Raw genomic sequence first — 25,738 nt, 5'->3', positions numbered from 1 at the left:
GACAAGGGCCGCAGGATGTTTGACGGATACATTATCTGCGGCACGCCGAGAACCGGCAGCACTCTGTTGTGCAATCTTCTTGCGTCAACGAAGACGGCCGGTAATCCTCACTCATTCTATCGGCGGCAGGACGTCTCGGAGTGGGCTGAAGACTGGAATCTGGCCAGCCGCGACACGATGAGCGAGCTCGAGTTCAAGATCGCCTATCTCGACGCGGCAATCACCGCAGGAAAGGGTGGGACAGGCGTCTTCGGTCTTCGTCTGATGCGAGAAAATCTGGATGAGCTCTCGGCGATCCTCGACCAGATTTTTCCACGCCTTCCATCGGACAAAGCGCGTTTCGAAAGAGCATTTGGCCATATTCTCTACGTACACCTCTCGCGCGAGAACAAGCTTGCGCAGGCTGTCTCGCTGGTGAAAGCGGAGCAGACCGGTCTTTGGCATGTCGCTCCTGACGGAACCGAGATCGAAAGGATCGCGCCTCCGAAAGAACCCCGATACGATTTCGAGCGGATCAAACATGAGGTCGCTGAGCTCGAGGCCTATGATGCGGCCTGGAACATGTGGTTCGCGGAGCAAGGGATAATCCCGCTGCGGGTTGGCTATGAGCGCCTTTCAAGCAATCCGGCTGCGACGTTGGCGTCCATCTGCGAAGCCCTCGGCATTCAACCGCCGAATGCCGAGGATGTGCGGCCAGGCGTTGCAAAGCTCTCGGATGAGACCAGCCTCGATTGGATGCGCCGCTACCATTTGGATGCTGTCGTCTGAGGCATTGATGGCGGCAGGTCAGGCCGTCTTCGCCACCATCGTCTCGCTCAGCCAGGTGCCGATCTTGGTGCCGAGGCGGTCGGGGGAGACCGGCTTCGGCAGATAGTCGTCCATGCCGGCTTCGATGCATTTTTCGCGATCGCCCTTCAGCGCGTGCGCGGTGACGCCGATGATCGGCGTATGGCTGCCGCTCTGCTGTTCGATCGCGCGGATGGCGCCGGTCGCCTCGTAGCCGTTCATCTCCGGCATGGAGACGTCCATCAGGATCAGCTTCGGCCGCAGCGCCCGGTACATCTCGACCGCGGTACGGCCGTTGCCGGCGATGCGATAGCTTAGCCCCAACCCATTGAGGATCTGGCCGAACACCAGCTGGTTGACGTCATTGTCCTCGGCGATGAGGATGTCGATCGGACCGTTGGCTGCCGTGGCCGACTCCGGCGCGGCTGGCGCCGGTATTGCCGGACCGCGGATGACGGTGAAGGCTGGCGCCGCCGGAGAGGCCACCTGCGGGGCGGCCGGCTCGCGAACGAAGCGCGCCTTGCCGACCTGGGCGCGGGCCTTCTGGATCACCGAGATGACGGTGCCGAGCAGGATGGCCGAGCGCGCCGGCTTGGTCAGATACGCGGCGATGCCGAAATCGATGACCATCTTGCCGAAATCGACCTGGTCGACGGAGGTCAGCAGTACGACCGGAATGGCGGCAAGGCGGCTGTCGGCGGCAATGGCCCTGGCGACGTCGGCGCCGTTCATGCCGGGCATCTGGTAGTCGAGGATGATGCAATCCACTGACGCGCCGAGCTGGCTGGCGCGGTCGAGGAAGGCCAGGCCGACGGCGCCGCTTTCGGCGGCGGCGCAGTCGAAGCTCCAGCTCTTCAGCTGTTCCAGCAGGATCTCGCGGTTGACCGGATTGTCATCGATGACCAGCACACGGGCACCGGTGACGTCCACCGGCACGATCTCGTCGCGCGCGACCTGCTGATGCGCCGGCAGCGGCACGGCGAACCAGAAGACGGAGCCGCGGCCGATCTCGCTTTCGACGCCGATCTTGCCGCCCATCAGGTCGACGAGGCGGGCGGCAATGGCCAGGCCGAGGCCGGTGCCTTCGTGACGGCGCGTCGAGGAACCGTCGACCTGCGCGAATTTCTCGAACACGTTCTGCAGCTTCTCGGCCGGAATGCCAATGCCGGTGTCCTCGACGCGGACCTTGAGCTGGATGACACCGTCGACCACGTCGCCGCCGACATCGACCAGCACATGACCCTTCTCGGTGAACTTCACAGCATTGCCGAGCAGGTTGGTGATGATCTGCCGGAAACGGCCTGCGTCGCCGACGACGAACGAGGGCAGGCGCGGGTCGACGCGCACGATCAACTCGAGGTTCTTTTCGGCGACGCGTGCAGACACCAGCGTCGCCACGTCCTCAACCGCCTCGGACAGGCGGAAGGGGGCGGGGTCGAGCGTCAGCTGGCCGGCGTTGATCTTGGAGAAGTCGAGGATGTCGTTGATGATGGTGAGCAGCGCATTGCCGGATTTGACGATGACATCGGTAAACGTCTTCTGGCGCGAGGTCAGGTCGGTCTTGGCCAGCAGCTCGGCCATGCCCAGCACGCCATTCATCGGCGTGCGGATCTCATGGCTCATGTTGGCCAGGAACTCGGATTTGGCGCGATCGGCGGCCTCGGCCTTGAACAGCGACTCTGCGGATTCGGCGAAGGCACGGCGGATCGCCTTTTCCATCGGCCGGAAGACCCAGATGGCGACAATGGCGAGAACGGCAAACAACAGGCCGCTCGCCCACAACAGCAGCCTGTCACTCGAAGCGTCCGCCAGATGGCGCTCGGCATCCATGGCGGTGCGGACGCGGACCAGCACCGGCTGGGCAAACAGGTCGTTCTGGTTGCGGATTTCACGATAGCTCCATTCATCGACCTTCTGCGCCACCGACATCAGGTTGAAGTTGCGCACCATGTCGCGCGCCGACCAGAACAGGTCGCCGTTCACGGACGCGGAATCGAGCTCGTTGAGGGTGTCTTTCGAAAGCCGTGATTTTATCGCGGCCAGTTGGGCCGTGAGGGTCGCGATCTCGCCGGCCAGGCGCTCGGAGTGGCCTCGGGCCGACGCCACCAGCCCATCGCGGGTTTCGGTGCGCCACGCGGTGCCGGTCGTCTCGGCGAAATTGGTGGCGTTGCGCAAGTCGCGGCCGAAGATGACGAAATTGCTGCTGAGGGCATCGACGTCGTGACGGAAGGAATTGACGCGGTTGAGCGCGAACATGACGGCGGCGGAGGCCAGCGCGAAGATCAGCAATCCCGACAGATAACGGACCCGGATCGACCGGATGAAGGAAGAATATTCCGGCATGCGCAACCCCAACACATACGCATCATTTTAATGACCGGGATTACGCTCGATTTACATTAAAATTTCGTTCGTGCGGGGCGGGGTGCCGGGGCGAACCCGGACTTTCAACTCGGATGACGACATGAGCCCAGAGTCTGCTCCATCCCCGATGGAATGGAACTCCGTGCTTGAGCATGATCTCCAGCGAAACCGGATTCTACGCTTCGGGATCATGCTTGGCGCTCGCCTGCAGCCAGGGGCGTGTCCGATTGCTAGATGGTCGCCGCTCCTGCCATTGCCGTGAATATCTTCACCCGTTTCGTCTTCAGACTCCCCGGTGAATACTTGCTGACCCAACCCCCCGTCTCGTCAAGAAACAGACTTGCCTTTTCGGCCGCACTGGTGGCAGCCACGCCCAGTGTATCTGTTCGCTTGCGGTCACTGATCGACTCGTGAACCGAGCGAAAATAATAATGGAAAAACAGCCGGTTGAATTCGGTGAAATAGATATCGGCGACCCTGGTCTCGCCGCGAATCAACAGCATGTTCTCATCGTTACCGTTGGTCGAGGCGGTCGAGAAATTCGCCGATCCGGTCACCACGATCGGATCCGCCCCAAGCGGATCGTGCAGGAGGAACTTTGAATGGATGTAACTCACATGTTGGTTGAGTTTGAGCGCCCCGGCATTTGTCTCGCGCGTCCAGCGGTACAGCGGATCTTCGATAAACGATCCCCACGCCGAATAGACGTTCTGTCTCCAACTGAGGGCTACGAAGGGTTTCGGGGCGGCTCCCGGCTTTGGTTTTGGCGGTGTGTCCGCCTTCTCGAGCATGAGAAAGGTCAAAGGCGAGGTCGGATCATGCTTCACCAGGCGGCCTTTGAAGACCGCGGAGATGCCGAAGGCGAGTGTGACGCAGCCCAATGCGTCCGACTCATCGAGCGCAATCGAATACATGTCGAGCACACTGCCGCCGGCCCGCGGGCTGAAAACCGGCGTGACACCTTGCGGAATCGTTCGCCAATCGGTCGGAGTCGGAAGCAAGGCGGCGACACTGGACCTTAGCCCATTCATCGCCGCCTTCTCCGCAGCCGGCGTGCCCGTTCCGGGTTTTCCCGGATCGCCCGAAAGCAGTGTCCAATAGTCTCTGAAGTGGCCTGCGACAGTCGCGTCCCGGACCCAATGGCCGACATTGGTCTGGCCATGAATGCCGCCGTCCGAAAGATTTGTCGAGCCGGTCCAAACCTGTGTCGGCGCCTTCGCGGCTCCCTTCAGCAGGACTATGAACTTGTTATGCGCGATCTCGTTGGTGTTCTTCTCCCGCCAGCATGCGATCGCGGTCGCCGGTAGACCGGCATCGGCTACTGTCTGCATGTTGTCGTCACGCGGGAAGTTGGGGATAGGCTTGCCCTTCTTGTCGACTCCACCACCATTCTTCTTCGCATCGATGACAAGCTTGACGTCGACACCCCGATCAAGGGCCGTCTTGAACCACTTTGCGGCGGGCGCATACCTGAATTCGTAAAATGCACCGAGCAAAGTGTCGCCCGGCTGGGCCTGCTCGATGAACTTTTGCAAAGCTTCGTCGAGATCGCGGCTGAGCCATTGCAGAGCTTCCGTGCGCTTGGGCTCGGGAAGTTTGTACGGCTGCTTGTTGTCGAATTTTCGAGCATAGGCTTGGCTGCTGGCAACACCCCGATTGAAGAAGATGTCATGGGCGCCGGTGCTGAAGGCCTTCTCGGTTTGAATTCGGATCGGGATTGCGGGGGCAGAACGATCGAGGTTCTTCGGTGCGCCTTTCAGTGGGTGGAAATAATAAACGTACTCTCGACCGTCCTTGGCGGTGAAATCATCCCAGACAAAGCTTTGGATCGGCTGGTCGAAGGTCGATACCTGCAGCGTCGGGTCAGGGTTCGGATAGATGCTCTCGAATACCTTGAACCCATACATATAGTAGCGCTCATTCTCCTTGATGTCGTGGCGCTCGACTGCAAAGCCCATCAGCCCCGCGATTTGTGCGGGATCGAAATCGATGCCGAAGGAAACGGTGTTTGTTCCCGATACCGCGAAGACTTGAAAGCCTCCGATCTTATCTGATTTGAATCGCATGCCCGACTCTCCTCATGATCGCTAGCTTCAGATGGCGTGAATCACACACCGCTGCCGACTTTGGCGGCTTCGCCCAAGATAGAGATTGTTGGCAGAACAGCGGGCTGTCGTCGCCAAAAAGAAAACAGAAGCTCGGCCGCCGTCCGAAGCCGTCACCCGCCACTCTCGTTCGACTAAATATTGTCCGAATTTCAAGTGCGCGCAATAGAAATTTTCAATACTCAGAACTTCCACAAAATGTTCCAATGGAATGAAGCAATCTCTATTGACGACAGTCTAATTTTTCGTAGGCACAGGTGCTGTGCGAAGTCGTTTAGCCGGTGAATGACCGGGTGAAGTCAAATGTGGGTGTGGAGGCGGCAAATATAGACGCTGCCGGATAGATTCTTCGCCCGATCCCGAACTCGAAACGCCTGTTGCCACTACAAAACTTTGGCCGATTTTGACACGGCGCTGGGGCAAGACGACCGGGCAAGTCGTCCGAGCCGACATCGTCCAGATCGGCGTACCCGACAGGAGATCGCTATTGGCAGACGTCATTTGTTGCGAATGGCTACGAATTCTGCAGCTTGCCTGAGAAGAACGGCCCGCTCGCCATAGGGCGCCAGTAGCGCATGCGCCTGGTCGACGAGGCCGTTGAGCTGGCCGCGCGCCCAGTCGGCGCCATGCAGCGCCACCAGCGTTGCCTTGCCGGCCGCCGCATCCTTGCCGGTCGCCTTGCCCATCTGATGCGCGTCCGCCGTCAGATCGAGCAGGTCGTCGGCAAGCTGGAAGGCGAGCCCGATCGCCGAGCCGAATTCGGCCAGTCTTTCGCGATCCTCTTGCGACGCGCCGGCGATGATGGCGCCTGCCTCGCAGGCGAAGCGGATCAGCGCGCCGGTCTTCATCGCCTGCAGCCGGATGATGCCGGCCTCATCCGGCCTGATGCGCTCGGCCTCGAGGTCGAGCGTCTGGCCGCCGACCATGCCGCCGGCGCCGGCGGCGCGGGCAAGCGCCAGCACCAGGGCTGCCCTGCGCTCCGCCGGCAGCACTGTTGCCTCATCGGCCAGGATGTCGAAGGCGAGCGTCAAAAGCGCGTCGCCGGCAAGGATGGCGGTGGCGTCGTCGAAGGCCTTGTGCACGGTGGGCTGGCCGCGGCGCAGATCGTCATCGTCCATGGCCGGCAAATCGTCATGGATCAGCGAATAGCAATGCACGCATTCGAGCGCCGCCGCGACGCGCAACGCCGCCTCGCCATCGGCGGAGAAAAGTGCTGCGCTTTCCATGACCAGGAACGGGCGCAGGCGCTTGCCACCATTGAGCACGCCGTGACGCATGGCCGCCATCAGCCGCTCCGGCCGGGCAATCTCACCCGAAAGCGTGCGGGCGTCGAGGAGCCGCCTCAACATCGCCTCAAGCGGGGCCGCCCGCGCGGAAAGCACGATTTCGAAGCCCATTTGGTCGTCTTTCGTCATGGCCGGGAGCGGTAGCCGACACTCAGACATTGCGCAAGAAGCCTCTCGCCATTATGCCGGAGCAACTGATAGCGCAGGTGGGGCGGCTTGACGGAACCGATCGTCGATCATGAAATCGAAGGGCTGGACATGGCGCGACCGAGGCGCTTGAACCGCGCCGGTCTCAAGCGCCTGGGCCGGCGTGGCATCGTCGCGGCTGCCGTGCTGGCCCTGATACCCGTGGTGCTGACCTTCCTCTACCTGCCGTCCTTCGTGCATCCGGTGTCGACGCTGATGCTGAAGGATCTGGCGACGTTTTCCGGCTACGACCGGCGCTGGGTCTCGATCGACGACGTGTCGCCGGTGCTGGCGAATTCGGTGATCATGTCGGAAGACGGGCAGTTCTGCTTCCATCGCGGCGTCGACCTCGGCGAATTGCGTGGCGTCGTCGACGATGCGCTGGCCGGCGAAGCGACACGCGGCGCCTCGACCATCACCATGCAGACGGTGAAGAACCTCTATCTGTGGTCGAAGCCGCTGGGCACCGTGCGCAAGGTGGTGGAGCTGCCTTTGGCCGTCTATTTCGACGCGGTGATGTCGAAGCGGCGGATCATGGAGATCTATCTCAACATCGCCGAGTGGGGGCCGGGCATCTATGGTATCGAGGCCGCCGCCCAGCATCATTTCGGCGTTTCGGCAAAACGGCTGTCGCGCCGGCAGGCGGCATTGCTTGCCGTCACGCTGCCCAACCCGATCGCGCGCAACCCGGCCAAGCCGGGGCCTGGGCTAAGACGGCTGGCCGCTTTAATCGAGCGGCGCGCGGGTAGGTCGGGCGCCTATGTCGGCTGCCTGGACTAGCCTTTAGTTTCGGCCTAAAAAAATTCACGGCAGTGCTGGCCAAAACGGCGCAGGCCGTGTATAGGCACCCGACTTTCTCAGATTCCGGCCCCTGACGCGGCCCTTTTACGAGGGCAGCCGGGGCATTTTGACCATCTAGTGGAGCATATCCATGGCCGTTCCGAAACGAAAAACCTCCCCGTCCAAGCGCGGCATGCGCCGCTCGGCCGACGCCCTCAAGGCCCCGACCTATGTCGAGGACAAGAATTCCGGCGAAATGCGCCGTCCGCACCATATCGACCTGAAGACCGGCATGTATCGCGGCCGCCAGGTTCTGGAGCCGAAGGAAAGCTGAGAAGCTTTTCTCGGTTTTGCGCCTACCCAAAAGACCGGCCAATGGCCGGTCTTTTTGCATTGTCGGGCAAGCCCTTCCTTCCTGCTTGATATGCTGAGGGTCGAGGGCCTATGCGTTGGCATCCACCAATTTTCGGAAGGCAGGAGATCCAATGCGCACTCTGTCCGATGCCTTCATTCCCGAATTGCCGGGCCACTACAGGGGCAAGGTCCGCGAGAACTACGACCTGCCGGACGGCAGGCGCATCATTATCGCCACCGACCGGCTCAGCGCCTTCGACATCATCCTGACCTCGATCCCGTTCAAGGGAGAGATCCTGACCCAGACGGCCCGCTACTGGTTCGAGGAAACCGCCGATATCTGCCCGAACCATGTTCTGGAATACCCCGACCCAAACGTCGTCGTTGGCACCCGGCTCGATATCCTGCCGGTCGAGATCGTCGTGCGCGGCTATCTGGCGGGAACCACCAGCACCTCGATATTGACCAAGTACCGGAAGGGCGAGCGGGACCTTTATGGGATCAGCCTGCCGGATGGCTTGCGCGACAATGAAAAACTGGCCGGGCCGATCATCACGCCGACGAGCAAGGCTTTGGACGGTGCTCATGATGAGCCTCTGTCCAAGGCCGAAATCATCGAACAGGGCCTTCTCACAGAGGCGCAGTGGGATACCGTATCGAACTACGCCTTGCAGCTGTTCGCCAGGGGCCAGGCGCGCGCCGCCGAACGCGGCCTGATCCTCGCCGATACGAAATACGAATTCGGCGCCGACAAGAACGGCACCATAATCCTTGCCGACGAAATCCATACGCCGGACAGCAGCCGGTACTGGATCGCGGCGAGCTACGAAGAGGCCTTCGAAAGCGGCAAGCGGCCGGAGAGCTTCGACAAGGATTTCATCAGGTCGTGGGTCTCGGCGCGGTGCGATCCTTACAGGGATCCGATACCGACGATACCGGACGAGGTGGTCGACCAGGCTTCGCGCGTCTACGCGCAGGCCTATGAGGCAATCACGGGCAAGAAATTCCTTCCCGACACTTCCGGCCACACCGTGTTGGATCGCATCCGCTCGAACCTTGAGCGTTATTTTTAACGACCAAGCGAGCCCCCTTCGGGTCCGCTCGTCGAACCGCAACGTGGTAGCCCAGTTGCTGCTGACGCCGTTGTTTCGGGCGGTCTTTGTCCGTGTTCGCTGCGCGCGCGAAAAATCTTGACGACAATGGCCCGGGCGCTGCTAGTGAGAGACCAGAGCGCGTCGTATCTGAGCGGCACTGTGCGGCGCACCTCGACTGTTGTTTCCGTGCGTATCGTTGTCCGAAGCCCGCCTTTGGGCGACACGCACCAACCGGAGACCCGTAATGTTCGGTGCCATTCCGCTGCTGATCGTGCCCTTCGTGCTCTACAATCTCGGGCTTCTCGGGATCTTCGGCAGCGGCGACGACCCGTGGGCGACCGAGATGTTCTCGATCGGCATGATGTCGGGCGGGGTATTCTCGATGACGCTTGGCGATCTGATGGTGCTGATCGCGCTGGTCTTCCTGTTCGCCGAAATGGTGAAGTCGGTTCGCACGACGAATGCCTCGATCCTGGATCATCTCTTGTCCACGCTGGTCTTCGTGGCGTTCCTGGTCGAGTTCCTGCTGGTGAAGGGCGCGGCGCACTCCGTCTTCTTCACGCTGATGGTGATTGCGCTGTTCGACGTGCTGGCCGGCTTCTCTGTGTCGATGCGCTCGGCAAGCCGGGACATCAATCTCAACTAGAAGCAGGCTCCGGCGCTTCAGCCGGGATCGGCGGTGAAGCCGGCCGCTTCGATGCCGGCGATTGCGGCTGCCTCATCGTTGTCCGATGTGTCGCCGGAAATGCCGACCGCGCCGATGACGGTGCCTGAATTGTCGCGGATCAGCACGCCGCCGACGACAGGCAGCACGCGACCGCCCGATACGTCGGAGATGCCGGCGACGAGATGCGGCCGTTCCTTGGCGAAGGCCTCGACGCGGCGCGAGCCCATGCCGATCGCCAGTGCGCCATAGGCCTTGCCGGCCGACATTTGCGGACGCAGGAACGAGGCGCCGTCCTGGCGCTGGAAGGCGACAAGATGGGCACCGGCATCGAGAACCGACACACCCAGCGGCTTGAGCTTGAGCTCGGCACCCTTGGCGAAGGCGGCGTCGATGATCTCAATGGCTTTGGCGAGCGGCAGTGCGGTCATGGCAGTCTCCTGTTGAAACGCGTCAATCATCGACCGGCCGCAGGAGATGCGAAATCCCGATTGCGGTTGAAATTGCTTCGCGTGAAAAGGCGAAATGGAAGGCGAGGGCCACTATAGAACGAGCCAGCGACCCGGCACCGGCGCGATATGGCGTTGCCGTGCGGTCGCTTCCAGACTGCTGGTGAAGAAGGCTATTTTTTCTTGGCCCGCGCCGGCTTCTTAGCGGGAGCAGCGGCCGCATTAGCAAGGTCTTCGGCCTCCTTGGCGAGACGCAGCGCCCTCAGCTTGTTGGTCTTGGCCTGGCGGGCGTCGCTTTCTGCGACATACTCAGCCATCGCCTTCTGGCGCACCGAGGCTGCCTCTTCCTGCTTCTTGAAACGCAAATCTGCCCGTGCGCGGGCAGTATCCTTAGAGTTCTCGACCAAGAGCGTTGTCCAATCCCATAAATTATTGTTTTCAGGCCCTTGATAGCAGAGCCGGCCCGTAATTGGGAAAATAAGTTGGTCAGGCCGGGTCGCGCACGGCACCGTGCGCCTTGCGCGCGACCACCGCCTCGTAGCCGGCCTGCAGGATTGCGCGGACGGTGGGGGCCGATGCGCGGGCGGGCGCGCCCAGATGCTCGTGGCGCAAATCGTCCATGAACTGCTCCCACATTGGCGGACCGCCCTTTTCCAGAAGTTCGGCGCGGATCGAGAGTTCCTCGCTGACCGGCAGCCAGACACGGCCCCAGGCGCCGAGATGCGCCAGGATCGGCACCAGCGAGATCGCCATTTCGGTCAGGCTGTAGATCGCCTTCTGCTTGTGAGAGGGATCGTCGGCCTTGGTCAGCATGCCCAATTCCATCAGCCGCTTCAGCCTATCGGCAAGGATGTTGGAGGCGATGCCCTCGATCGACCCGTTAAGCAGTTCGCGAAAATGGCGCCTGCCACCGAAGATCATGTCGCGCAGGATGATCAGGCTCCAGCGGTCACCGAACACTTCGAGCGACAGGTTGATCGGGCATCCGGACCGATGATTGGTGTTCATGCGATTCTCCAGTAAAAACTGGTTGCATTATCTTATCAGTTTTATTATCGTGCAACTGATTGCAAAATGCAATCGGATTTGAATGCGAGGAGGAGAACATGAGCAGGAACGAGCAACCCAAAATCGTCTCCCAGACATTTGGCGATCCGGCGCATCCTGCGGTGCTGCTGATCATGGGTGCCATGGCCTCGATGTTATGGTGGCCGGAGGCGTTCTGCCGGAAGCTGGCCGGCGAGGGCCGCTTCGTGATCCGCTTCGATAATCGCGACACTGGCCGGTCGACCAAATATGCGCCGGGCGAGCCGCCCTACACATTCGACGACATGGCCGACGACGCCATCCGCGTGCTCAACGATCATGGTGTCGAGAGAGCGCATGTGGTTGGCATGTCGATGGGCGGCATGATCGCGCAGCTTGTCGCGCTGAAGCACCCATCGCGCGTCGCGACGCTCACGATCATCAGCAGTTCGCCGATGGGAGTGGACACGTCCCATCTGCCGGGGATGACCGATGCCTATCGGGAGCACTCGGCCGAAGGCGCGAAGGTCGATTGGGCCGACCGCGACCAGGTGGTCGGCTTCGTGGTCAGCGATGCGCGCGCCATCGCCGGTATTGCGCATCCGTTCGACGAAAAGCGGACAAGGGCATTCGTCGAGCAGGACTACGACCGCTCCGGCGGCCTTTTGAGCGCGACCAATCACTTCATGCTCAAAGGTGGCGACGAGGATTGGAAAGGCCGCCTGCACGACATGAAGGCTCCGCTCCTTGTCATCCACGGCACGGCGGATCCGATCTTTCCGGTCTTGCATGGCGCCGCGCTTGCCGAGGCGGTTGCCGGCGCGAAGCTGCTGCGGATCGAAGGCGGTGGCCACGAGTTGCATCCCGACGACTGGCCGGAGATCGTCGCCGCCATCGCAGCGCATAGCCAGGCAGGCTGAGTGCGGGTCCTGTCAGGTTGGACTTGCGGCAATAGATAAGCACGTGGCTCACTGTTGAAATCGATGGCCGAAGAAAGAAGCGAGCAGACAATGTCCTTGACCATGCACCTCCACCCGCTGGCGTCCTTCTGCTGGAAGCCGCTCATCGCGCTTTACGAGAACGACACACCGTTCGGCTCCGTCATCGTCGATCTCGGCAACGAGCAGTCGCGTGCCGCCTTCCTGAAGTTGTCGCCGGCCGGCAAGATGCCGGTGCTGCGCGACGAGGCGCTTGGCCATACGGTGCCGGAATCGACCATCGTCATCGAATATCTCAACGCACACTACCCTGGACCGGTCGAGCTGATCCCGGGCGATATCGATCTCGCCCGTCAGGTTCGCCTGACCGACCGCTTCTACGATTTCTATGTGCAGGAGCCGATGCAGAAGATCGTCGGCGACCGCCTGCGGCCGGAAGGCAAGACCGATCCGTTCGGCGTCGAGCAGGCACGTGCCCAGCTGCGCGGCTCCTACGCCATCATCGAAGGGGAGATGCAATCGCGGACCTGGGCGGTGGGCGAAGCCTTCACCATGGCCGACTGCGCCGCGGCGCCGGCCTTGTTCTACGCCAACAAGGTCGAGCCGCTCGGCGACAGCTACCCGGCGGTGAGGCGCTACCACGACCGCCTGCTGGCGCGCCCGTCGGTCGCCCGCGTGATCGAGGAAGCGCAACCCTATTTCAAGCTGTTTCCCTATAACAACGGCTAGCGCCGATCGCCGGCCGCCGAAACCTGGCCGGCGATGCAATCAGCTTCCAGGCGACCCAAGCTCCCCGGCTTCCCAGAACTGGTCGAGCCAGACGTTCAATTTGAGGAAGCCGGCACTGCTCACCGCATAGACGCGTCTGGTGCCTTCGGCCTTGGCATTGACCAGGCCGGCATCGAGCAGCACCTTCAAATGCTGCGAAACCGCCGGGCGCGACACTGGCAGCCCGGCAGCGAGTTCGTTGACGGTCTTCGGGCCGCGCCGGAGCTCTTCGAGAAGGTAGCGCCGGTTCGGATCGGCGATCGCCATGAAGGCGTCGGAAAAGATCATGCCTTATTTGTGGGGCAAAGTTGCCGGAATCTCAACCGTTGGTTTCATTCTTTCTGCGTGGATCGAGCCGCAAGGCTTCCGGCGTGACCGAGCGGTCGGCCGGCTGCGTCGTGAACGCGTCGCGATCTTCGATCGGCACCGGAGCGCGGCGGCTGATGCGCAGCAGGGTGTAGGCGGCCAGGCAAAGATGCGCGAATGCTGTTGCAAGAAACAATCCCTCGGGACGCATCCAGCCCATCAAGCCGGCCGCCAGCAACGGCCCGATCATTGTGCCGAAGCCATAGAGCAACAGCAGACCGCCGGAGACCTTGACGAAATCCTCGGCGCGCGCGTGGTCGTTGGCATGCGCCACGGCGATCGAATAGAGCGTATAGGCGAATGCGCCATAGGCGGCGGTGAAGACAATGACGAACAGGCTGGAGCGCGGTTCGAACAGGAAGATCAGGATGGCGAACAATGCCGCCCCGAAGGCGGCACCGGCCAGCACGAAACGGCGGTCGGTCTTGTCGGACAGACGCCCGGCCGGAAGCTGCATGGCGGCGCCGGCAACGACCACGAGACTCATCATCAGCGCGATCTCGGCCGTGGAAATGCCGATGCGGGCGCCGTAGACGGCGCCGAGCGTGCCCCAGGCGCCATTGGCGATGCCGATCAAAAGGCAAGCGATCGCCGATACCGGCGAATTGGCATAGAGCCCCTTGACGTCGAGCTTGACGTCCTGCAGCGGCTTGGGGTGCGAAGCCGACGAGACGGCGGTCGGGATCAGCGACAGGCAGAACAATATGCCGGTGATCATGAACAGCGAGGCCGACTTCACGTCGCCGCCTGCAACGATCATCTGGCCGCCCATGATCGAGGCATAGGTGACCATCATATAGAGACCGAAAACGGTGCCGCGGTTCTCGTTGGTGGCCTTCTCGTTCAGCCAGCTTTCGATGACCATGAAGGCGCCGGCCATGGTGAAGCCGGTGAAGGCGCGCAGCAGGATCCAGATATATTCGTCGATGACGAGGCCGGTGAGCAGGGCGACGATGGCGCCCGACGCGGCAAAGGCGCCGAAGGCCCTGACATGGCCGGCGCGGCGCACGATGCGCGGCGCAAAGAAACAGCCGGTGACGAAGCCACCTGCCCAGGCCGTTCCCATCAGGCCGAGCGATGCCGTTGAAAACCCTTCCACCTGGCCGCGCAGCGGCAGAAGCAGCCCGTGCAGTCCGGAGGCCGCGAGCAGGAAGGCGGTGCCGCGAAGCAGCGAAAGGATCGGCCTGTAGGTTGCAAACATGTTTTGATCCGGCTGGAATTGCGGTGCGCAGCTCTGAAGACAGTGGCATTCGGGCTTTTCAGCGGCGCGCGCGGCGCCCCGAAGACCTATCGGTGGAAATCATCCACGACGAAACAGCGCCTCGGCGGCGGATTTGGTCGTGCCCTTGCTCTTGAGCTCGGCTTCCAGCCGGGCAATCTCGTCGCGCAGGATGCCGATCCGCTCGGTGAGTTCGCCGACCGAAAGCAGCACCAGATCCTGTCCGATCTCGTGCGGACGGGCCTTCTTTTTGGGTTCGTCGTCGAAGATCGCCATCGTCGCTCCTCCCTGATTCAGCATTTGCCTGATTTGGCAATCAGCATACATAGGGCAGGGGTGCTGATGCAAACAGCCGGCGACAGAGCGGCATAGACAAGATGGGACAGTTCATGGCGAGCGGACAGAAAATTCCGGCGAAGATGACGGCCATCGCAATTTCCGAACCCGGCGGCCCACGGGTGTTGAAGCCGGAAACCCGCGACGTACCCATGCCCGGTCCGGGCGAGATCCTGATCCGGGTACGCGCCGCCGGCGTCAACCGGCCCGACGTGCAGCAGCGCAAGGGCGCCTATCCGCCGCCGCCCGGCGCGTCCGACCTGCCGGGCCTCGAAGCGTCGGGCGAAGTGGCGGCCCTTGGCGACGAGATATCGCGCTGGCGCATCGGCGACCGGGTCTGCGCGCTGACGCCCGGCGGCGGCTATGCCGAATATGTCAAGGTGCATGCCGGCAGCGTGCTGCCGCTGCCGGCCGGCTTCACCCACACCGAGGCGGCAGCGGTGCCGGAGAACTATTTCACCGTCTGGCACAATGTCTTCGAGCGCGGCGGCCTGAAAAGCGGCGAGACGTTGCTCGTCCATGGTGGCTCGTCAGGCATCGGCACCACGGCGATCCAACTGGCATCCGCCTTCGGCGCCTATGTCATCACCACCGCCGGAGCCAAGGAAAAATGTGACGCCTGCCTGAAGCTCGGCGCCGACCGGGCAATCAATTACCGCGAGGAGGATTTCGTCGCCGCGGTCAAGGACGCGACCGCCGGCAAGGGTGCCAATGTCATCCTCGACATGGTCGGCGGCGACTACATCGCGCGCAACTACGAGGCGGCGGCGATAGAAGGCCGCATCGTGCAGATCGCCCTGCAAAGCGGTGCCGTGGCGAGCGCCGATTTCTCCAAGATCATGGTCAAGCGGCTCACCCATACCGGCTCGACGCTCAGGCCACGCACCGTCGAATTCAAGGCGGCAATTGCGGCCGCACTCGAAGCGCAGGTGTGGCCGCTGCTTGGCAGCCGCAGGATAGCGCCGGTCATGGACATGATCTTCCCGCTTACCGATGCCTGGCGGGCGCATGAGCGGATGGAGGAGGGCGAGCATATCGGCAAGATCGTGCTCGACGTAGCCTAGGATGCATCGATATTCAGGTGATGCCGGCCTGCGAATGGCGGCTTCCTGCGCTTCCGGTGCTCACGTACATAAGTACGCTCCGCTCCGGTTCTCGCAAGCCACCATTCTCGGCTCGGCCTGACCTGGTCTCGGCACATCCTGGGTGCGGTCGTCGCCTGCTGCATCTGAACAAAGGCTTAATGCTGCAATGCACAATTGCATTGCGGCCATGCAAAAGCGTCCGTTCATTTCTTGGGCAACGATGCCTATCTAAGCGGCATCGAAACAATTGATCCAACAAATGGAGGACTACCATGAACCCGATCCGCGCTTACCGTAACTGGCGCATGTACAACGAGACCGTGCGCGAGCTGAACAAGCTCAACGCCCGTCAGCTGCACGACCTCGGCATCAACCGCGCCGACATCGAGAGGATCGCCCGCCAGGCGATTTGATTTCCGGCAGGTCCGGCCCGAAAGGCCGGACCCCGCCGCAAGAAGCCAGAGCCGCCGCTGACAGTTTTGCGTCGCCGGTTCCGAGCCCGCTGGACAATGTCCGGCGGGTTTTGTCTTTGTGGCCCGTCTGTTGCGGCGGCACCGCTCGCCGATTGCTGATCGGCCGTTCCCATACTCTGTCGCCGCTCTTGCCGCGACTTTCCCAAAAACATTGCGAAATGGCAGCGGAGCGGTTATACAGACCGCGAATTTCCCATTTTGGTGGCTCTAAAACCACCGCCCGCGCGGGAACGCGGGCGAACGAGAAGGATTTTTGAAATGGCCAATACGCTGCTGATGCCCAAGGCGACCGCCGTCTGGCTGGTCGACAACACCGCGCTCTCCTTCGAGCAGATCGCGCAGTTCTGCGGGCTGCACCCGCTCGAGGTCAAGGCGATTGCCGATGGCGAATCGGCGCAAGGCATCAAGGGCATGGACCCGATCATGACCGGCCAGCTGACCCGCGACGAGATCGCGCGCGCCGAGAAGGATCCGAACCATCGGCTGAAGCTCTCCGACCCCAAGGTGCGGGTACCGGAATCGAAGCGCAAGGGTCCGCGCTACACGCCGCTGTCGAAGCGCCAAGACCGGCCGAATGCCATCCTCTGGCTGGTGCGCAACCATCCGGAGCTGAAGGATGCGCAGATTTCGCGCCTCGTCGGCACCACCAAGTCGACGATCGACCAGATCCGCGAGCGCAAGCATTGGAATTCGGCCAATCTGCAGCCGATGGACCCGGTGACGCTGGGTCTGGCCTCGCAGATCGACCTCGACATGGAAGTCAACCGCGCCTCGCGCGGCCGCGAGCAGGCGCAGCCTGTCGGCGATACGCTGCTGCCGGCGGCGCTGACCGAACGGCTGGTGCCGGCGCCGGAGAAGCCGAAGGACGAGGATGCCGAGCTCGACGCCAACGCCGTCTTCGCCAAGCTTTCGGCCTTGAAGTCGAAAGACAAGGACGAGGAGGCGGACGACGAATAGGCCAACGTCCGCTATCGGGCAGCGGCCCGCAACTTTCATCAAAAAAGCCCGCTTTCGAGCGGGCTTTTTTGTTTCTCATGGCCTCAGCTTCGCGCCGCCCGGTCCGGGGTCATGCCGTAATCCTCGCTGCGCTCCACAGCGCGGTAGAAGTCGGCGAGCTGCTTGCCGCGCTCCGGCTTGAAGATGCGGCCGGCGATCACCACCGAAGCGATACGGTCGATGCGGAAGGCGCGGAAATCGTCGCGCATCTCGCACCAGGCGACCAGCGTCCACACTTTACCCCAGAACCAAAGGCCGAGCGGCCGGATGTCGCGCGCGGTGCCGCGGCCGGCCTCGTCCGAATAGTCGATGGTCAGCACCTGACGTTTCTCGACGGCACGCTCGATCAGGTCGATCGCCTCGCGTGCGGCATCGCTCACCACCCACATCGGCGTGTGGATCTCGGTGCGGGCGATGCGGTCCTTCTCGGCGTCGGGCAGCACGGCGCCGATCTTGACCAGCGCCTCGTCGGCGGCCCTGGCCATGGCGGCGCCGCCAAAGGCGCGCACCATGCGGGCGCCGGCGACCAGCGCCACGATCTCGTCACGCGTGAACATCAGCGGCGGAAGGTCGAAACCCTCCCTCATCATGTAGCCAACGCCCGCCTCGCCGTCGATCGGCACCCCGGTCGACTGCAAATCGGCGATGTCGCGGTAGATGGTTCGCTCGGAAACCTCGAGCCACGTGCCCAACTTCTGGGCGGTGACCAAACGGCCACCGCGCAGATGTTGCACGATCTGGAAGAGCCTGTCGGCACGGCGCATCGTATGGTCCCTCGGCGTTGTCTTTATGCATGTCGTGGTCGGGCGACATACATTACGGTTTCAGCCCTTCGCGCTTGCGCTGCGCGGCGACGAACTCCGCGCCGAAGGACAATTTCCTCACTGTCGGCGTCCTGGCGTCGATCACCCGCCAGAAGGGTGCGACGTCGCTCAGCGACATGCCGCGCTCGAGATCTTCATTGGCGGCCTCGGCGACGGTGCGCAGATGATAGCCGATGGTGACGGGACATGTCACTTCGGCCTAAAGCGGTGCGCAAGGCGCGGACATCCATTTCGACGCCCTTGGGGATGGAGCGGATGAAATCGTCGACCTGGCGCGCCGTCGGCACCAGCATCGACTGGCCTTCTACGACGTCGGCCACAGTGCGCGGCGACGGCTTGATGCCGTTGATGCCCGCTGTGTTCAGCCTATCGTTCCAGCTTTTCACCATCCTGGACCCTAGACGAAAAGACCGAAGCTGTTGCCGTCGGGGTCGAGGCAATAGGCGAATGTGCCGGCCGGAATGGAGATGGCCGGTGAAACCAGCTTGCCGCCATTTTGCGTCACCCGTTCCATGGCTTCCTCGATCGGCGCGGCCACCGACAAATGGATGGTCGGGCCGGTTCCCGGCGCTGCCGGTTTTCCCGGATAGACGTGCCCAGACGCCATCCGTTCCTGCGCGCTGAACATGGCGATTGGGTTCGGGCCGCTCTCCTCAAGCACCAGATCGTTCTGCAGCACCGACGCATAGAAGGCGCGGGCGCGGTCCATGTCAGTGACGGGAATCTCGAACCAGGCCGAGGCTTTTGCAGGGATGAATGCCATGTCTTTCTCCTGAACTTGCCGCTTTATCGCACGCCGCTCCTGACAACATGCTGTCAGGAGCCTTCAGCAGTCGCGCCACTCACATCTGAGCGCCACACCCTCGGCATCCAAGCGCGGCGCGTAAAAATATTCAGCTATCGATGTGGCGGCCGTTGGCATACATGTCCGGCCAGCCGATGTCCTTGCGGATGTCCGCCGGCAACCCGTTCATGTAACGCTGTGTGCGGATCTCGTTGCGCAGCGTGCGGATCTTGCCGACATAGTGCTGCATGCTGCGCAAAATCGTAAAACCGTTCATGACTAGCCTCCTCTGTTTTGATGAGAGCATCATCGCACACCCCTGCTGACAGCAGTCTGTCAGGAGGATGTCAGGCCGCTGAAGAAGGCTTTGGGTTAGCGTGCGGTTGCCCGGGAAACGGGCCTTTGTCAGTAACGGCTCAGCCGGCTGAGATGATGAGAGAACTGCTTTGACAGCCGAGCGCGATGCTGGTCAAAGGCAGCATGTCGAAACTCCTCGCCCTCGTCATCATTGGCATGATGGTCATCCAGCTGATCAAGCCGCTCGGCTGGCCGGGGCTGAGGCGGCGCAGCGATTTCTGGAAGCTGGCGGTGCTGGCCATGGCGGCGATCTCGATAACGGCGCTGCTCGGCCATTGGGGGTAGGGCGCAGCCGCTACGGCGCCTCGCCTTGCCCATCCGCCAACACCAGGCCGACCAGATGCTCGGCCCAGGCGCGATAACCGGCCTCCGAGGCATGAAATCCGTCGGAGGCAAAGCCGGCCTCGGGGTTTGTGATCGGCAGCCGCGGCGCCGGCACTGCACCGCGCTCGAGGCAAAGGCGCTCGCCCATCCGGTTCATCTCGGTGGCGCGGATTTCGAGGATCTTGCCGAGCAGTGGCGGCATGGCCGGCGCGCGCGTGAATTCCAGCACCGGCGACCACACCACGCGCGCCTCCGGCCATTTGGCGCGCAGCGCATAGAGCAGGCCGCCGAATTCTTTCTTGAAGCGCGGCACCGAATGAAAGTTCTTGGTGTCGTTGGTGCCGATGGCCAACACGATATGCGTCCACGAATCGGCCGACAGATTGGGCAGGACATGATCGCGGATCTGGCCTGACGTTGCCGAATTGAAGCCGGCTGCCCGCCAGCGCACGACACGGCCAGTGCCTTGCGAGATCAGCGCGGCCAGTTGCGCGGCAAGCCCGTCCTCGGAATTGCCGATGCCGACCGAAGCGGCCGAGGAATCGCCCAGCACCAGCAGCGAGATCGGAGGCGCCCTGCCTGATATCTCGTGCATGACCGGGCCTTGCGCCGGCAGCATGCGGGTGGTGCGGCGGCGCACGCCGAGCCCCTGCCAGATATAGACCGGGAAGGCGAGCCAGGTGAGGAGGGCTGGAAAACGCATGGCGATACCATTCGAGCGGACGACAACCAGCCTTTATCGCATGCGGCGCCGCAGGTGAACGGGCTTGCGCGGCTGCCGCTCTCGTCAGCGGCAGCAATCGCACTCAGCCTGCGGCCTCTCCTGGTATTCGTCATGCAGCCGCACCCAGTCCATCAGCCCGTTATAGGGGCCAGTCTCGTTGCGGCCCTTGGGCGTCATATCGAGATAGTGGTAGGCGCCGATCAGCGGGTCGCCGCCGCGGGCGCGTGTCATGAAGGTCAGGAAGATGTCGCCGGCCGCATCGCGGTAGAACACGCTGGCGCCGGGAAGATCCTTCGATTTCCGGGGACGCGTCTCGAAATTGTAGGTGGTGTCGCCGGCCGCGATCTGCTTGTCGGTGAAGGAGACCTGCATGTCGAAATTGAAGTCCGAGGCGTAGGACGAAACCCAGTCGAACTTCCAGCCCATGCGCTGCTTGTAGGGCAGCAGCTCGGCCAGCGGCGCCCGCGACACCACGATCAGCGACACGTCGTGATGTTTGAGATGCAGGTTGGCGCCGTCGATGTGGTCGGCGAGGAACGAGCAGCCTTCGCAGCGGCAATCGGCGCCCGGCCCGAACATGAAATGATACACGATCAACTGGCTGTTGCCCGCGAACAGGTCGGCCAGTTTCTTCGGGCCTTGTTCGGTCTCGAAGACGTAGTCCTTCCTGAGCTTCAGCCAAGGCAATTGCCGCCGCTCGGCGGCGATGCGGTCGCGAAAGCGTGTCAGTTCCTTTTCGCGCGCCAGATGCGCCTTATGCGCCTCGAACCAGTCTTCCCGCGAAACGATCTTGTTGTTTGGCATGAACCACTCCCTGTCTTCCCTCCAAGGACGTTCGGCACCGGCGCAAACCGACATGACCGCCAGTTTTCCAAGAGGACACAGAGGTGCGGGCGGTTCGGCCAAACCATTGGGCAAACAAAACCCGGGCACGCGGCCCGGGTCCGGATCAAGACAGGAGAGGTGTGGTCAGGCGGCCTTTTCCAGCGCGGGCTGCCATTGTCCGAGCGCTGCCAGATGGTTCATGCGCGCGCGATGGGCAAAGGCGGCTTGGCCGGCGGCAACATTTTCCGCCTTGCCGCTCCAGGCCTTCTGCGGGGCGGCCTGCAAGGCGCGGCCGTAGGAGAAGGTCAGTTTCCACGGGTGCGGACCGATGGCGTTGATGGCGTTTAGGTTGGCGGTGGCCTCCTCGTCCGATTGTCCGCCGGAGAGGAAGGCTATGCCCGGCACCGCCGACGGTACCGTCTCGCGGAACAGCTTTATGGTCCGTTCGGCGACTTCCTCGGGGCTGCTTACCTTGCCCGACTTCTTGCCGGCCAGAACCATGTTGGGCTTGAGGATGGTGCCTTCGAGGACGACGCGGGCCGCATAGAGCTCGGTGTAAAGTTTTGTCAGCGTCGCCTTGCTGATCTCGTAGCAGGTGTCGATGTCGTGGGCGCCGTCCATCAGCACCTCCGGCTCAACGATCGGCACGATGCCGGCCTCCTGGCAAAGTGCCGCGTAGCGGGCCAGCGCATGGGCGTTGGAGTCGATCGAGGTGGCGGAAGGCACGCCCTTGCCGACGTCGATGTCGATCACCGCGCGCCATTTGGCGAAGCGCGCGCCCATCTTGTAGTAGTCGGCGAGCCGCTCGCGCAGGCCGTCGAGACCTTCGGTGATGGTGTCGCCGGGAAAACCGGCCAGCGGCTTGGCGCCAGCATCGACCTTGATGCCGGGGATGGCGCCCGAGGCCTTGATGATGTCGACCAGCGGCGTGCCGTCGGCCGCCTTCTGGCGGATGGTTTCGTCATAGAGGATGACGCCGGAAATGTACTTCGTCATCGCGTCCTTGGCGCGGAACATCATCTCGCGGTAATCGCGGCGGCTGTCGGCGGTCGATTCGACGCCGATGACGTCGAAACGCTTCTTGATGGTGCCGGAGCTTTCATCGGCGGCCAAGAGGCCCTTGCCGTCTGCGACGATCGCGGCGGCAATGTCTTCGAGACGTTCGCTCATTCTTGCTTCCTCCTGACGGTGGTTTCCGCGTTCACGGAACACTACCGCCAAGGAATGATGCCGGAAAGCGCGAAAATCGATTGAAAGTCGCGCTGCCGGACTGGCTCGCCGAGTGTTGATCGGCTTAGCGCTTCAGAACCTCAACGCCGGGCAGCGGCTTGCCTTCCATCCATTCGAGGAAGGCGCCTCCGGCGGTCGAGACATAGGTGAAGTCGTCGGCGACGCCGGCATGGTTCAACGCGGCCACCGTGTCGCCGCCACCGGCGACAGAGACCAGCTTGCCGGCCTTGGTGCGGGCCGCCGCGTGCTTGGCCGCCGCCACCGTCGCATGATCGAAAGGCGCGATCTCGAAGGCGCCGAGCGGACCGTTCCAGACCAGCGTCGCGGCGCGGTCGATCCAGTCGGCGACGGCTTTCACGGTCTTTTCGCCGACATCGAGGATCATGCCGTCGGCCGGCACCTCCGATATGGCGACGGTCTCGCTGGCGGCGCCTGCCTTGAATTCCCGGGCGATAACGCCGTCAACCGGCAGGATGATGGCGCAGCCTGCTTCGGCAGCTTCGATCATGATCTGCTTGGCGGTGGTGGCGAGGTCATGCTCGCACAGCGATTTTCCGACCGCCGTGCCGCGCGCGGCAAGGAAGGTGTTGGCCATGCCGCCGCCGATGACCAGCGCGTCGACCCTCTTCACCAAATTCATCAAAAGGTCGATCTTGGTCGAGACCTTGGCGCCGCCGACGATAGCGACCACCGGGCGGACCGGATTGCCGAGGCCCTTTTCCAGCGCGTCGAGCTCGGCCTGCATGGTGCGGCCGGCATGGGCCGGCAACAGGTGCGCCAGTCCTTCGGTCGATGAATGGGCACGGTGCGCGGCGGAGAAGGCGTCGTTGACGAAGATGTCGCCATTGGCGGCGAGCTTTTCGGTGAAGGCCGCGTCGTTCTTCTCCTCGGCCTTGTAGAAGCGGGTGTTTTCCAAGAGCAGCACATCGCCCTTGTTCATGGCGGCAACGGCGCTTGCCGCGGTGTCGCCGACGCAGTCGGACGCAAAGCCGACCGGCCGGCCGAGCACATCCGCCGTCGCCTTGGCGATCGGCTCCAGCGAAAATTCCGGGGTCGGGCCGTCCTTGGGACGGCCGAAATGGGCAAGCAGGATGACCTTGGCGCCCTTGCCGGACAATTCGGCCAGGGTCGGGGCGATGCGCTCGATGCGGGTGACGTCGGTGACCTTACCGTCGGCGACAGGCACGTTGAGGTCGACGCGCACCAGCACGCGCTTGCCGGAGATGTTGCCGATGTCGTCCAGTGTCTTGAAGCCGGCCATGCTGATCCCTTTTCGCGAAAAATCGCCGGGACCATACCCCGCACCGACGACGATGCAAGGCCCGCGTGAAGGCGCGCGCGCAAAAATGATGTCGCCGCGAAAGATCAGCTTTCGCTGGCGGCTTTCTCATCCGCCGGCCCCGGTGCTTCCTCCGCCTGAAACTCGGCGGCAGGCACTTCGGCCGGCTTGCGCCATTTGCGGATGAAGGCGGCGAGGCGGTCGCGGATTTCGCCGGCGCTCAGGAACACCGGCACGCGCGCCACCGGTGCGGTCGGTTCGAAGGACAGGCCGAGGCCTGTGATCTTGCCCTTGTCGTCGACGTCGCGCACGATCAGCTCGATCGGACCGAGCAGGACACGGTCGGCATATTCGGCATGGCTGCCCAGGCGCTCCGTAACCAGGGCGCCGATGGTCAGCTTGCTCTCGGCCTCGGTTAGGCCCGGCGCATAGGCGGCTTCCAGCTCCGCGGCCGAACGCGTCGGGTCGACGGCGAAGGCGCCAAAGAAGTCGGCATCCTCGGGGTCGACCACCGCGCGGCTGGCGAACAGCTTGTCGAGCAGGCGCGGGTAGCGGTCCGGCACGAAGATGTAGACGTGGTCGCCGGCAGCCAGCCGGCCCATGTCCTGAAAGCGCATCGAGCGGCCGTCGCGCAGCACCAGCGAGGGCCGCGCCCAGCGTGGGATGCGTTCGCCGCGCGCCACCGGACTGCCCGGCGCCACGCGATAGGCCAGGAGTTCGTGATGGGCCGAGCCCGGCAGTTCAAGTTCGACCTTGTCCAGCGGCCCGAGCCGGGCCGGCACGATCAGGCCGAGGCGGCGCGCCAGCGGTCCGACGGTCCAGCCCTGGATGACAAGCGACACCAGCACGATGATGAAGGCGGTGTTGAAGATGATGCGGCCGTTTTCCAGGCCGCCGAGCAGCGGGGTGATGGCTAAAAGGATCGACACCGCGCCACGCAGGCCGACCCAGGAGACGAAGGCCACTTCCGGGCGTGGCAGGCGGAACGGGATCAGGCAGAGCCATACGGCGATCGGCCTGGCGACGAACATCAGGAACAGGCCGAGCAGCACCGCCGGAACCATGATCGCCGGAAATTGCGACGGCGTGGCGAACAGGCCGAGGATCAGGAACATGATGATCTGCGCCAGCCACGACATGCCGTCCTGGAAGCGTTTCAGGATGGTGACGGCGCGAATGTCGGAATTGCCGGCGACCAGCCCGGCGAGATAGACCGCCAGGAAGCCGGAGCCGCCGATGGCACCGGCGGCGGCGAACACCATCAGCGACAGGGTCAGCACGAAGATCGGCAACAGGCCATGGTCGAGGTTGAGCCGGTCGACCAGGCGCACGATGGCGAGACCGCCGAGCACGCCGACGACGGCGCCAAGGCCCATATTGAGCAGGAAGCCGAGGACCAGGTTGGTGACCAGGACATTGGCCTCCGGATTGGCGTGGGCGGCGATGATCTCGACCAAGGTGATGGTCAGGAAGATGGCGATCGGGTCGTTGGTGCCGGATTCGACTTCGAGCGTAGCACGCACGCGTTCGCGCAGATTGATCTCGCCGGCGCGCAGCAGGAAGAACACCGCAGCCGCATCGGTCGAGGCGACAGCGGCGCCGAGCAGGAAGGATTCCAGCCAGGTGAGGTCGAGCAAATAATAGGCGGCCGCGCCGAACAGGCCGGTGGTCAGGATGACGCCAACCGTCGCCAGCGACAGCGCTGGCCCGGCGGCCTGGCGCAAGGCGTTGAGCGGCGTGCCGAAACCGGAATCGAACAGGATGACGGCGAGCGCCAGTGAGCCGGCAAAATAAGCCAGCCGCGCATTGTCGAATTCGATGCCAAGGCCATCGGTTCCGGTGGCCAGGCCGATGCAGAGGAACAGCAGCAGGAGGGGGGCGCCGAAGCGGAAGGCGATCAGGCTCGAAAACGCGGCGGCAACGACAAGCGCGGTGCCGATCAGCGTCGCGAGATAGATCGCATGCTCCATCCGAATTTGCCCCTCACATTCGCGTCCTTACCGAATTACGGGAGAGTGAGGCGAAGACGTGACCAGTGCAAGGCGGGAGGGTGGCTTTTTGGCCTATGCCGCTGATTTCCGGATGGTTTGGCGCCTCGGCCACAATCCAGGGAAAG

At 63.0% G+C, this 25,738-nt stretch carries 29 protein-coding genes; 11 read left to right on the top strand and 18 right to left on the bottom strand.

Annotated elements, in window-relative coordinates; genetic code table 11:
• The first annotated feature begins 15 nt into the window (after nt 1-15).
• Nucleotides 16-768, top strand: a complete 753-nt coding sequence (locus tag ACSQ3Z_RS00920) for a Stf0 family sulfotransferase (protein ID WP_436169544.1) — start codon at nt 16-18, stop codon at nt 766-768.
• A gap of 18 nt (nt 769-786) precedes the next feature.
• Here ACSQ3Z_RS00920 and ACSQ3Z_RS00915 read toward each other — a convergent pair whose 3' ends face one another.
• From ACSQ3Z_RS00915 to ACSQ3Z_RS00905, 3 genes are all read right to left on the bottom strand, one after another.
• Nucleotides 787-3,129 (bottom strand): response regulator, encoded by a 2,343-nt coding sequence (locus tag ACSQ3Z_RS00915; protein WP_436169543.1) that lies wholly within the window; start codon nt 3,127-3,129, stop codon nt 787-789.
• A gap of 251 nt (nt 3,130-3,380) precedes the next feature.
• Complete coding sequence (locus tag ACSQ3Z_RS00910; RefSeq protein ID WP_436169542.1) at nt 3,381-5,216, bottom strand: phospholipase D-like domain-containing protein; 1,836 nt, start codon at nt 5,214-5,216, stop codon at nt 3,381-3,383.
• 536 nt (nt 5,217-5,752) lie between these two features.
• Nucleotides 5,753-6,652: a polyprenyl synthetase family protein gene (locus tag ACSQ3Z_RS00905; RefSeq protein WP_436169541.1), complete on the bottom strand. Its 900-nt coding sequence runs from the start codon at nt 6,650-6,652 to the stop codon at nt 5,753-5,755.
• 147 nt (nt 6,653-6,799) lie between these two features.
• Here ACSQ3Z_RS00905 and ACSQ3Z_RS00900 point away from each other — a divergent pair, with 147 nt between their 5' ends.
• The 4 genes from ACSQ3Z_RS00900 to ACSQ3Z_RS00885 all read left to right on the top strand — a co-directional run bounded on the left by ACSQ3Z_RS00900 (nt 6,800) and on the right by ACSQ3Z_RS00885 (nt 9,601).
• Nucleotides 6,800-7,507 (top strand): transglycosylase domain-containing protein, encoded by a 708-nt coding sequence (locus ACSQ3Z_RS00900; protein WP_436171802.1) that lies wholly within the window; start codon nt 6,800-6,802, stop codon nt 7,505-7,507.
• A gap of 151 nt (nt 7,508-7,658) precedes the next feature.
• Entirely contained in the window at nt 7,659-7,841 is a 183-nt protein-coding gene (gene rpmF / locus ACSQ3Z_RS00895; RefSeq protein WP_006203806.1) for a 50S ribosomal protein L32, read from the top strand.
• A gap of 151 nt (nt 7,842-7,992) precedes the next feature.
• Nucleotides 7,993-8,934, top strand: coding sequence for a phosphoribosylaminoimidazolesuccinocarboxamide synthase (locus tag ACSQ3Z_RS00890; protein WP_436169540.1), 942 nt, complete (start codon nt 7,993-7,995; stop codon nt 8,932-8,934).
• A 265-nt stretch (nt 8,935-9,199) separates the two neighbouring features.
• Complete coding sequence (locus ACSQ3Z_RS00885) at nt 9,200-9,601, top strand: hypothetical protein (RefSeq protein ID WP_120013490.1); 402 nt, start codon at nt 9,200-9,202, stop codon at nt 9,599-9,601.
• Between the two features lie 17 nt (nt 9,602-9,618).
• On the opposite strand, the gene ACSQ3Z_RS00880 is transcribed toward ACSQ3Z_RS00885, so the two are convergent.
• From ACSQ3Z_RS00880 to ACSQ3Z_RS00870, 3 genes are all read right to left on the bottom strand, one after another.
• Nucleotides 9,619-10,050, bottom strand: a complete 432-nt coding sequence (locus ACSQ3Z_RS00880; RefSeq protein ID WP_436169539.1) for a GlcG/HbpS family heme-binding protein — start codon at nt 10,048-10,050, stop codon at nt 9,619-9,621.
• 191 nt (nt 10,051-10,241) lie between these two features.
• Nucleotides 10,242-10,475 (bottom strand): hypothetical protein, encoded by a 234-nt coding sequence (locus ACSQ3Z_RS00875; RefSeq protein WP_436169538.1) that lies wholly within the window; start codon nt 10,473-10,475, stop codon nt 10,242-10,244.
• A 79-nt stretch (nt 10,476-10,554) separates the two neighbouring features.
• Nucleotides 10,555-11,076, bottom strand: coding sequence for a winged helix-turn-helix transcriptional regulator (locus ACSQ3Z_RS00870; protein WP_436169537.1), 522 nt, complete (start codon nt 11,074-11,076; stop codon nt 10,555-10,557).
• Nucleotides 11,077-11,174: 98 nt separating this feature from the next.
• Here ACSQ3Z_RS00870 and ACSQ3Z_RS00865 point away from each other — a divergent pair, with 98 nt between their 5' ends.
• Both ACSQ3Z_RS00865 and ACSQ3Z_RS00860 read left to right on the top strand, forming a co-directional pair.
• Nucleotides 11,175-12,014, top strand: a complete 840-nt coding sequence (locus ACSQ3Z_RS00865; RefSeq protein ID WP_436169536.1) for an alpha/beta fold hydrolase — start codon at nt 11,175-11,177, stop codon at nt 12,012-12,014.
• A gap of 90 nt (nt 12,015-12,104) precedes the next feature.
• The gene (locus ACSQ3Z_RS00860; RefSeq protein WP_436169535.1) at nt 12,105-12,761 is read left to right on the top strand and encodes a glutathione S-transferase family protein; all 657 of its coding nucleotides are present in this window, start codon (nt 12,105-12,107) and stop codon (nt 12,759-12,761) included.
• Between the two features lie 39 nt (nt 12,762-12,800).
• On the opposite strand, the gene ACSQ3Z_RS00855 is transcribed toward ACSQ3Z_RS00860, so the two are convergent.
• The 3 genes from ACSQ3Z_RS00855 to ACSQ3Z_RS00845 all read right to left on the bottom strand — a co-directional run bounded on the left by ACSQ3Z_RS00855 (nt 12,801) and on the right by ACSQ3Z_RS00845 (nt 14,661).
• Nucleotides 12,801-13,088 (bottom strand): ArsR/SmtB family transcription factor, encoded by a 288-nt coding sequence (locus ACSQ3Z_RS00855; RefSeq protein WP_436169534.1) that lies wholly within the window; start codon nt 13,086-13,088, stop codon nt 12,801-12,803.
• A 31-nt stretch (nt 13,089-13,119) separates the two neighbouring features.
• Nucleotides 13,120-14,367 (bottom strand): MFS transporter, encoded by a 1,248-nt coding sequence (locus tag ACSQ3Z_RS00850; protein ID WP_436169533.1) that lies wholly within the window; start codon nt 14,365-14,367, stop codon nt 13,120-13,122.
• 99 nt (nt 14,368-14,466) lie between these two features.
• The gene (locus tag ACSQ3Z_RS00845) at nt 14,467-14,661 is read right to left on the bottom strand and encodes a DUF1192 domain-containing protein (protein WP_436169532.1); all 195 of its coding nucleotides are present in this window, start codon (nt 14,659-14,661) and stop codon (nt 14,467-14,469) included.
• 113 nt (nt 14,662-14,774) lie between these two features.
• Here ACSQ3Z_RS00845 and ACSQ3Z_RS00840 point away from each other — a divergent pair, with 113 nt between their 5' ends.
• The 3 genes from ACSQ3Z_RS00840 (at nt 14,775) to ACSQ3Z_RS00830 (ending at nt 17,236) form a co-directional block, all read left to right on the top strand.
• A complete protein-coding gene (locus ACSQ3Z_RS00840; RefSeq protein WP_436169531.1) occupies nt 14,775-15,785 on the top strand; it encodes an NAD(P)H-quinone oxidoreductase in 1,011 nt (336 codons plus the stop codon).
• Nucleotides 15,786-16,078: 293 nt separating this feature from the next.
• Nucleotides 16,079-16,219 carry a DUF1127 domain-containing protein gene (locus ACSQ3Z_RS00835; RefSeq protein WP_436169530.1) on the top strand — a complete coding sequence of 47 codons (141 nt, stop codon included), beginning with the start codon at nt 16,079-16,081 and terminating at the stop codon, nt 16,217-16,219.
• Between the two features lie 318 nt (nt 16,220-16,537).
• Entirely contained in the window at nt 16,538-17,236 is a 699-nt protein-coding gene (locus ACSQ3Z_RS00830) for a DUF1013 domain-containing protein (RefSeq protein WP_436169529.1), read from the top strand.
• A gap of 83 nt (nt 17,237-17,319) precedes the next feature.
• Here ACSQ3Z_RS00830 and ACSQ3Z_RS00825 read toward each other — a convergent pair whose 3' ends face one another.
• From ACSQ3Z_RS00825 to ACSQ3Z_RS00810, 4 genes are all read right to left on the bottom strand, one after another.
• Nucleotides 17,320-18,039 carry a helix-turn-helix transcriptional regulator gene (locus ACSQ3Z_RS00825; RefSeq protein ID WP_065518138.1) on the bottom strand — a complete coding sequence of 240 codons (720 nt, stop codon included), beginning with the start codon at nt 18,037-18,039 and terminating at the stop codon, nt 17,320-17,322.
• A 52-nt stretch (nt 18,040-18,091) separates the two neighbouring features.
• On the bottom strand, nt 18,092-18,292 hold the full coding sequence (locus ACSQ3Z_RS00820; RefSeq protein ID WP_436169528.1) for a hypothetical protein: 201 nt from the start codon (nt 18,290-18,292) through the stop codon (nt 18,092-18,094).
• A gap of 204 nt (nt 18,293-18,496) precedes the next feature.
• A complete protein-coding gene (locus ACSQ3Z_RS00815; RefSeq protein ID WP_436169527.1) occupies nt 18,497-18,862 on the bottom strand; it encodes a VOC family protein in 366 nt (121 codons plus the stop codon).
• 130 nt (nt 18,863-18,992) lie between these two features.
• Nucleotides 18,993-19,160 carry a hypothetical protein gene (locus ACSQ3Z_RS00810; RefSeq protein ID WP_436169526.1) on the bottom strand — a complete coding sequence of 56 codons (168 nt, stop codon included), beginning with the start codon at nt 19,158-19,160 and terminating at the stop codon, nt 18,993-18,995.
• A 185-nt stretch (nt 19,161-19,345) separates the two neighbouring features.
• On the opposite strand from ACSQ3Z_RS00810, the gene ACSQ3Z_RS00805 reads away from it, so the two are divergent.
• On the top strand, nt 19,346-19,525 hold the full coding sequence (locus ACSQ3Z_RS00805; protein WP_436171918.1) for a hypothetical protein: 180 nt from the start codon (nt 19,346-19,348) through the stop codon (nt 19,523-19,525).
• A gap of 10 nt (nt 19,526-19,535) precedes the next feature.
• On the opposite strand, the gene ACSQ3Z_RS00800 is transcribed toward ACSQ3Z_RS00805, so the two are convergent.
• The 5 genes from ACSQ3Z_RS00800 to ACSQ3Z_RS00780 form a co-directional block, all read right to left on the bottom strand.
• A complete protein-coding gene (locus ACSQ3Z_RS00800; RefSeq protein ID WP_436169525.1) occupies nt 19,536-20,267 on the bottom strand; it encodes an SGNH/GDSL hydrolase family protein in 732 nt (243 codons plus the stop codon).
• An 84-nt stretch (nt 20,268-20,351) separates the two neighbouring features.
• Nucleotides 20,352-21,092: a DUF899 domain-containing protein gene (locus tag ACSQ3Z_RS00795; RefSeq protein ID WP_436169524.1), complete on the bottom strand. Its 741-nt coding sequence runs from the start codon at nt 21,090-21,092 to the stop codon at nt 20,352-20,354.
• A gap of 165 nt (nt 21,093-21,257) precedes the next feature.
• Nucleotides 21,258-22,283, bottom strand: coding sequence for a class I fructose-bisphosphate aldolase (locus ACSQ3Z_RS00790; protein WP_436169523.1), 1,026 nt, complete (start codon nt 22,281-22,283; stop codon nt 21,258-21,260).
• Between the two features lie 124 nt (nt 22,284-22,407).
• Nucleotides 22,408-23,604, bottom strand: a complete 1,197-nt coding sequence (locus tag ACSQ3Z_RS00785) for a phosphoglycerate kinase (RefSeq protein ID WP_436169522.1) — start codon at nt 23,602-23,604, stop codon at nt 22,408-22,410.
• 104 nt (nt 23,605-23,708) lie between these two features.
• Nucleotides 23,709-25,592, bottom strand: a complete 1,884-nt coding sequence (locus ACSQ3Z_RS00780; protein ID WP_436169521.1) for a potassium/proton antiporter — start codon at nt 25,590-25,592, stop codon at nt 23,709-23,711.
• Between the last annotated feature and the right edge of the window lie 146 nt (nt 25,593-25,738).

The sequence above is a fragment of the Mesorhizobium sp. LjNodule214 genome (assembly GCF_964252735.1).
GTDB lineage: Bacteria > Pseudomonadota > Alphaproteobacteria > Rhizobiales > Rhizobiaceae > Mesorhizobium.
This window is presented reverse-complemented; position numbering and strand designations above follow the sequence as displayed.

What these genes read in the sequence shown, in the direction of transcription:
- ACSQ3Z_RS00920 (WP_436169544.1), top strand. Translation starts at nt 16, where the DNA reads ATGTTTGACGGATACATTATCTGCGGCACGCCGAGAACCGGCAGCACT.
- ACSQ3Z_RS00915 (WP_436169543.1), bottom strand. Translation starts at nt 3,129, where the DNA reads ATGCCGGAATATTCTTCCTTCATCCGGTCGATCCGGGTCCGTTATCTG.
- ACSQ3Z_RS00910 (WP_436169542.1), bottom strand. Translation starts at nt 5,216, where the DNA reads ATGCGATTCAAATCAGATAAGATCGGAGGCTTTCAAGTCTTCGCGGTA.
- ACSQ3Z_RS00905 (WP_436169541.1), bottom strand. Translation starts at nt 6,652, where the DNA reads ATGGGCTTCGAAATCGTGCTTTCCGCGCGGGCGGCCCCGCTTGAGGCG.
- ACSQ3Z_RS00900 (WP_436171802.1), top strand. Translation starts at nt 6,800, where the DNA reads ATGGCGCGACCGAGGCGCTTGAACCGCGCCGGTCTCAAGCGCCTGGGC.
- rpmF (WP_006203806.1), top strand. Translation starts at nt 7,659, where the DNA reads ATGGCCGTTCCGAAACGAAAAACCTCCCCGTCCAAGCGCGGCATGCGC.
- ACSQ3Z_RS00890 (WP_436169540.1), top strand. Translation starts at nt 7,993, where the DNA reads ATGCGCACTCTGTCCGATGCCTTCATTCCCGAATTGCCGGGCCACTAC.
- ACSQ3Z_RS00885 (WP_120013490.1), top strand. Translation starts at nt 9,200, where the DNA reads ATGTTCGGTGCCATTCCGCTGCTGATCGTGCCCTTCGTGCTCTACAAT.
- ACSQ3Z_RS00880 (WP_436169539.1), bottom strand. Translation starts at nt 10,050, where the DNA reads ATGACCGCACTGCCGCTCGCCAAAGCCATTGAGATCATCGACGCCGCC.
- ACSQ3Z_RS00870 (WP_436169537.1), bottom strand. Translation starts at nt 11,076, where the DNA reads ATGAACACCAATCATCGGTCCGGATGCCCGATCAACCTGTCGCTCGAA.
- ACSQ3Z_RS00865 (WP_436169536.1), top strand. Translation starts at nt 11,175, where the DNA reads ATGAGCAGGAACGAGCAACCCAAAATCGTCTCCCAGACATTTGGCGAT.
- ACSQ3Z_RS00860 (WP_436169535.1), top strand. Translation starts at nt 12,105, where the DNA reads ATGTCCTTGACCATGCACCTCCACCCGCTGGCGTCCTTCTGCTGGAAG.
- ACSQ3Z_RS00855 (WP_436169534.1), bottom strand. Translation starts at nt 13,088, where the DNA reads ATGATCTTTTCCGACGCCTTCATGGCGATCGCCGATCCGAACCGGCGC.
- ACSQ3Z_RS00850 (WP_436169533.1), bottom strand. Translation starts at nt 14,367, where the DNA reads ATGTTTGCAACCTACAGGCCGATCCTTTCGCTGCTTCGCGGCACCGCC.
- ACSQ3Z_RS00845 (WP_436169532.1), bottom strand. Translation starts at nt 14,661, where the DNA reads ATGGCGATCTTCGACGACGAACCCAAAAAGAAGGCCCGTCCGCACGAG.
- ACSQ3Z_RS00840 (WP_436169531.1), top strand. Translation starts at nt 14,775, where the DNA reads ATGGCGAGCGGACAGAAAATTCCGGCGAAGATGACGGCCATCGCAATT.
- ACSQ3Z_RS00835 (WP_436169530.1), top strand. Translation starts at nt 16,079, where the DNA reads ATGAACCCGATCCGCGCTTACCGTAACTGGCGCATGTACAACGAGACC.
- ACSQ3Z_RS00830 (WP_436169529.1), top strand. Translation starts at nt 16,538, where the DNA reads ATGGCCAATACGCTGCTGATGCCCAAGGCGACCGCCGTCTGGCTGGTC.
- ACSQ3Z_RS00825 (WP_065518138.1), bottom strand. Translation starts at nt 18,039, where the DNA reads ATGCGCCGTGCCGACAGGCTCTTCCAGATCGTGCAACATCTGCGCGGT.
- ACSQ3Z_RS00815 (WP_436169527.1), bottom strand. Translation starts at nt 18,862, where the DNA reads ATGGCATTCATCCCTGCAAAAGCCTCGGCCTGGTTCGAGATTCCCGTC.
- ACSQ3Z_RS00810 (WP_436169526.1), bottom strand. Translation starts at nt 19,160, where the DNA reads ATGAACGGTTTTACGATTTTGCGCAGCATGCAGCACTATGTCGGCAAG.
- ACSQ3Z_RS00805 (WP_436171918.1), top strand. Translation starts at nt 19,346, where the DNA reads ATGCTGGTCAAAGGCAGCATGTCGAAACTCCTCGCCCTCGTCATCATT.
- ACSQ3Z_RS00800 (WP_436169525.1), bottom strand. Translation starts at nt 20,267, where the DNA reads ATGCGTTTTCCAGCCCTCCTCACCTGGCTCGCCTTCCCGGTCTATATC.
- ACSQ3Z_RS00795 (WP_436169524.1), bottom strand. Translation starts at nt 21,092, where the DNA reads ATGCCAAACAACAAGATCGTTTCGCGGGAAGACTGGTTCGAGGCGCAT.
- ACSQ3Z_RS00790 (WP_436169523.1), bottom strand. Translation starts at nt 22,283, where the DNA reads ATGAGCGAACGTCTCGAAGACATTGCCGCCGCGATCGTCGCAGACGGC.
- ACSQ3Z_RS00785 (WP_436169522.1), bottom strand. Translation starts at nt 23,604, where the DNA reads ATGGCCGGCTTCAAGACACTGGACGACATCGGCAACATCTCCGGCAAG.
- ACSQ3Z_RS00780 (WP_436169521.1), bottom strand. Translation starts at nt 25,592, where the DNA reads ATGGAGCATGCGATCTATCTCGCGACGCTGATCGGCACCGCGCTTGTC.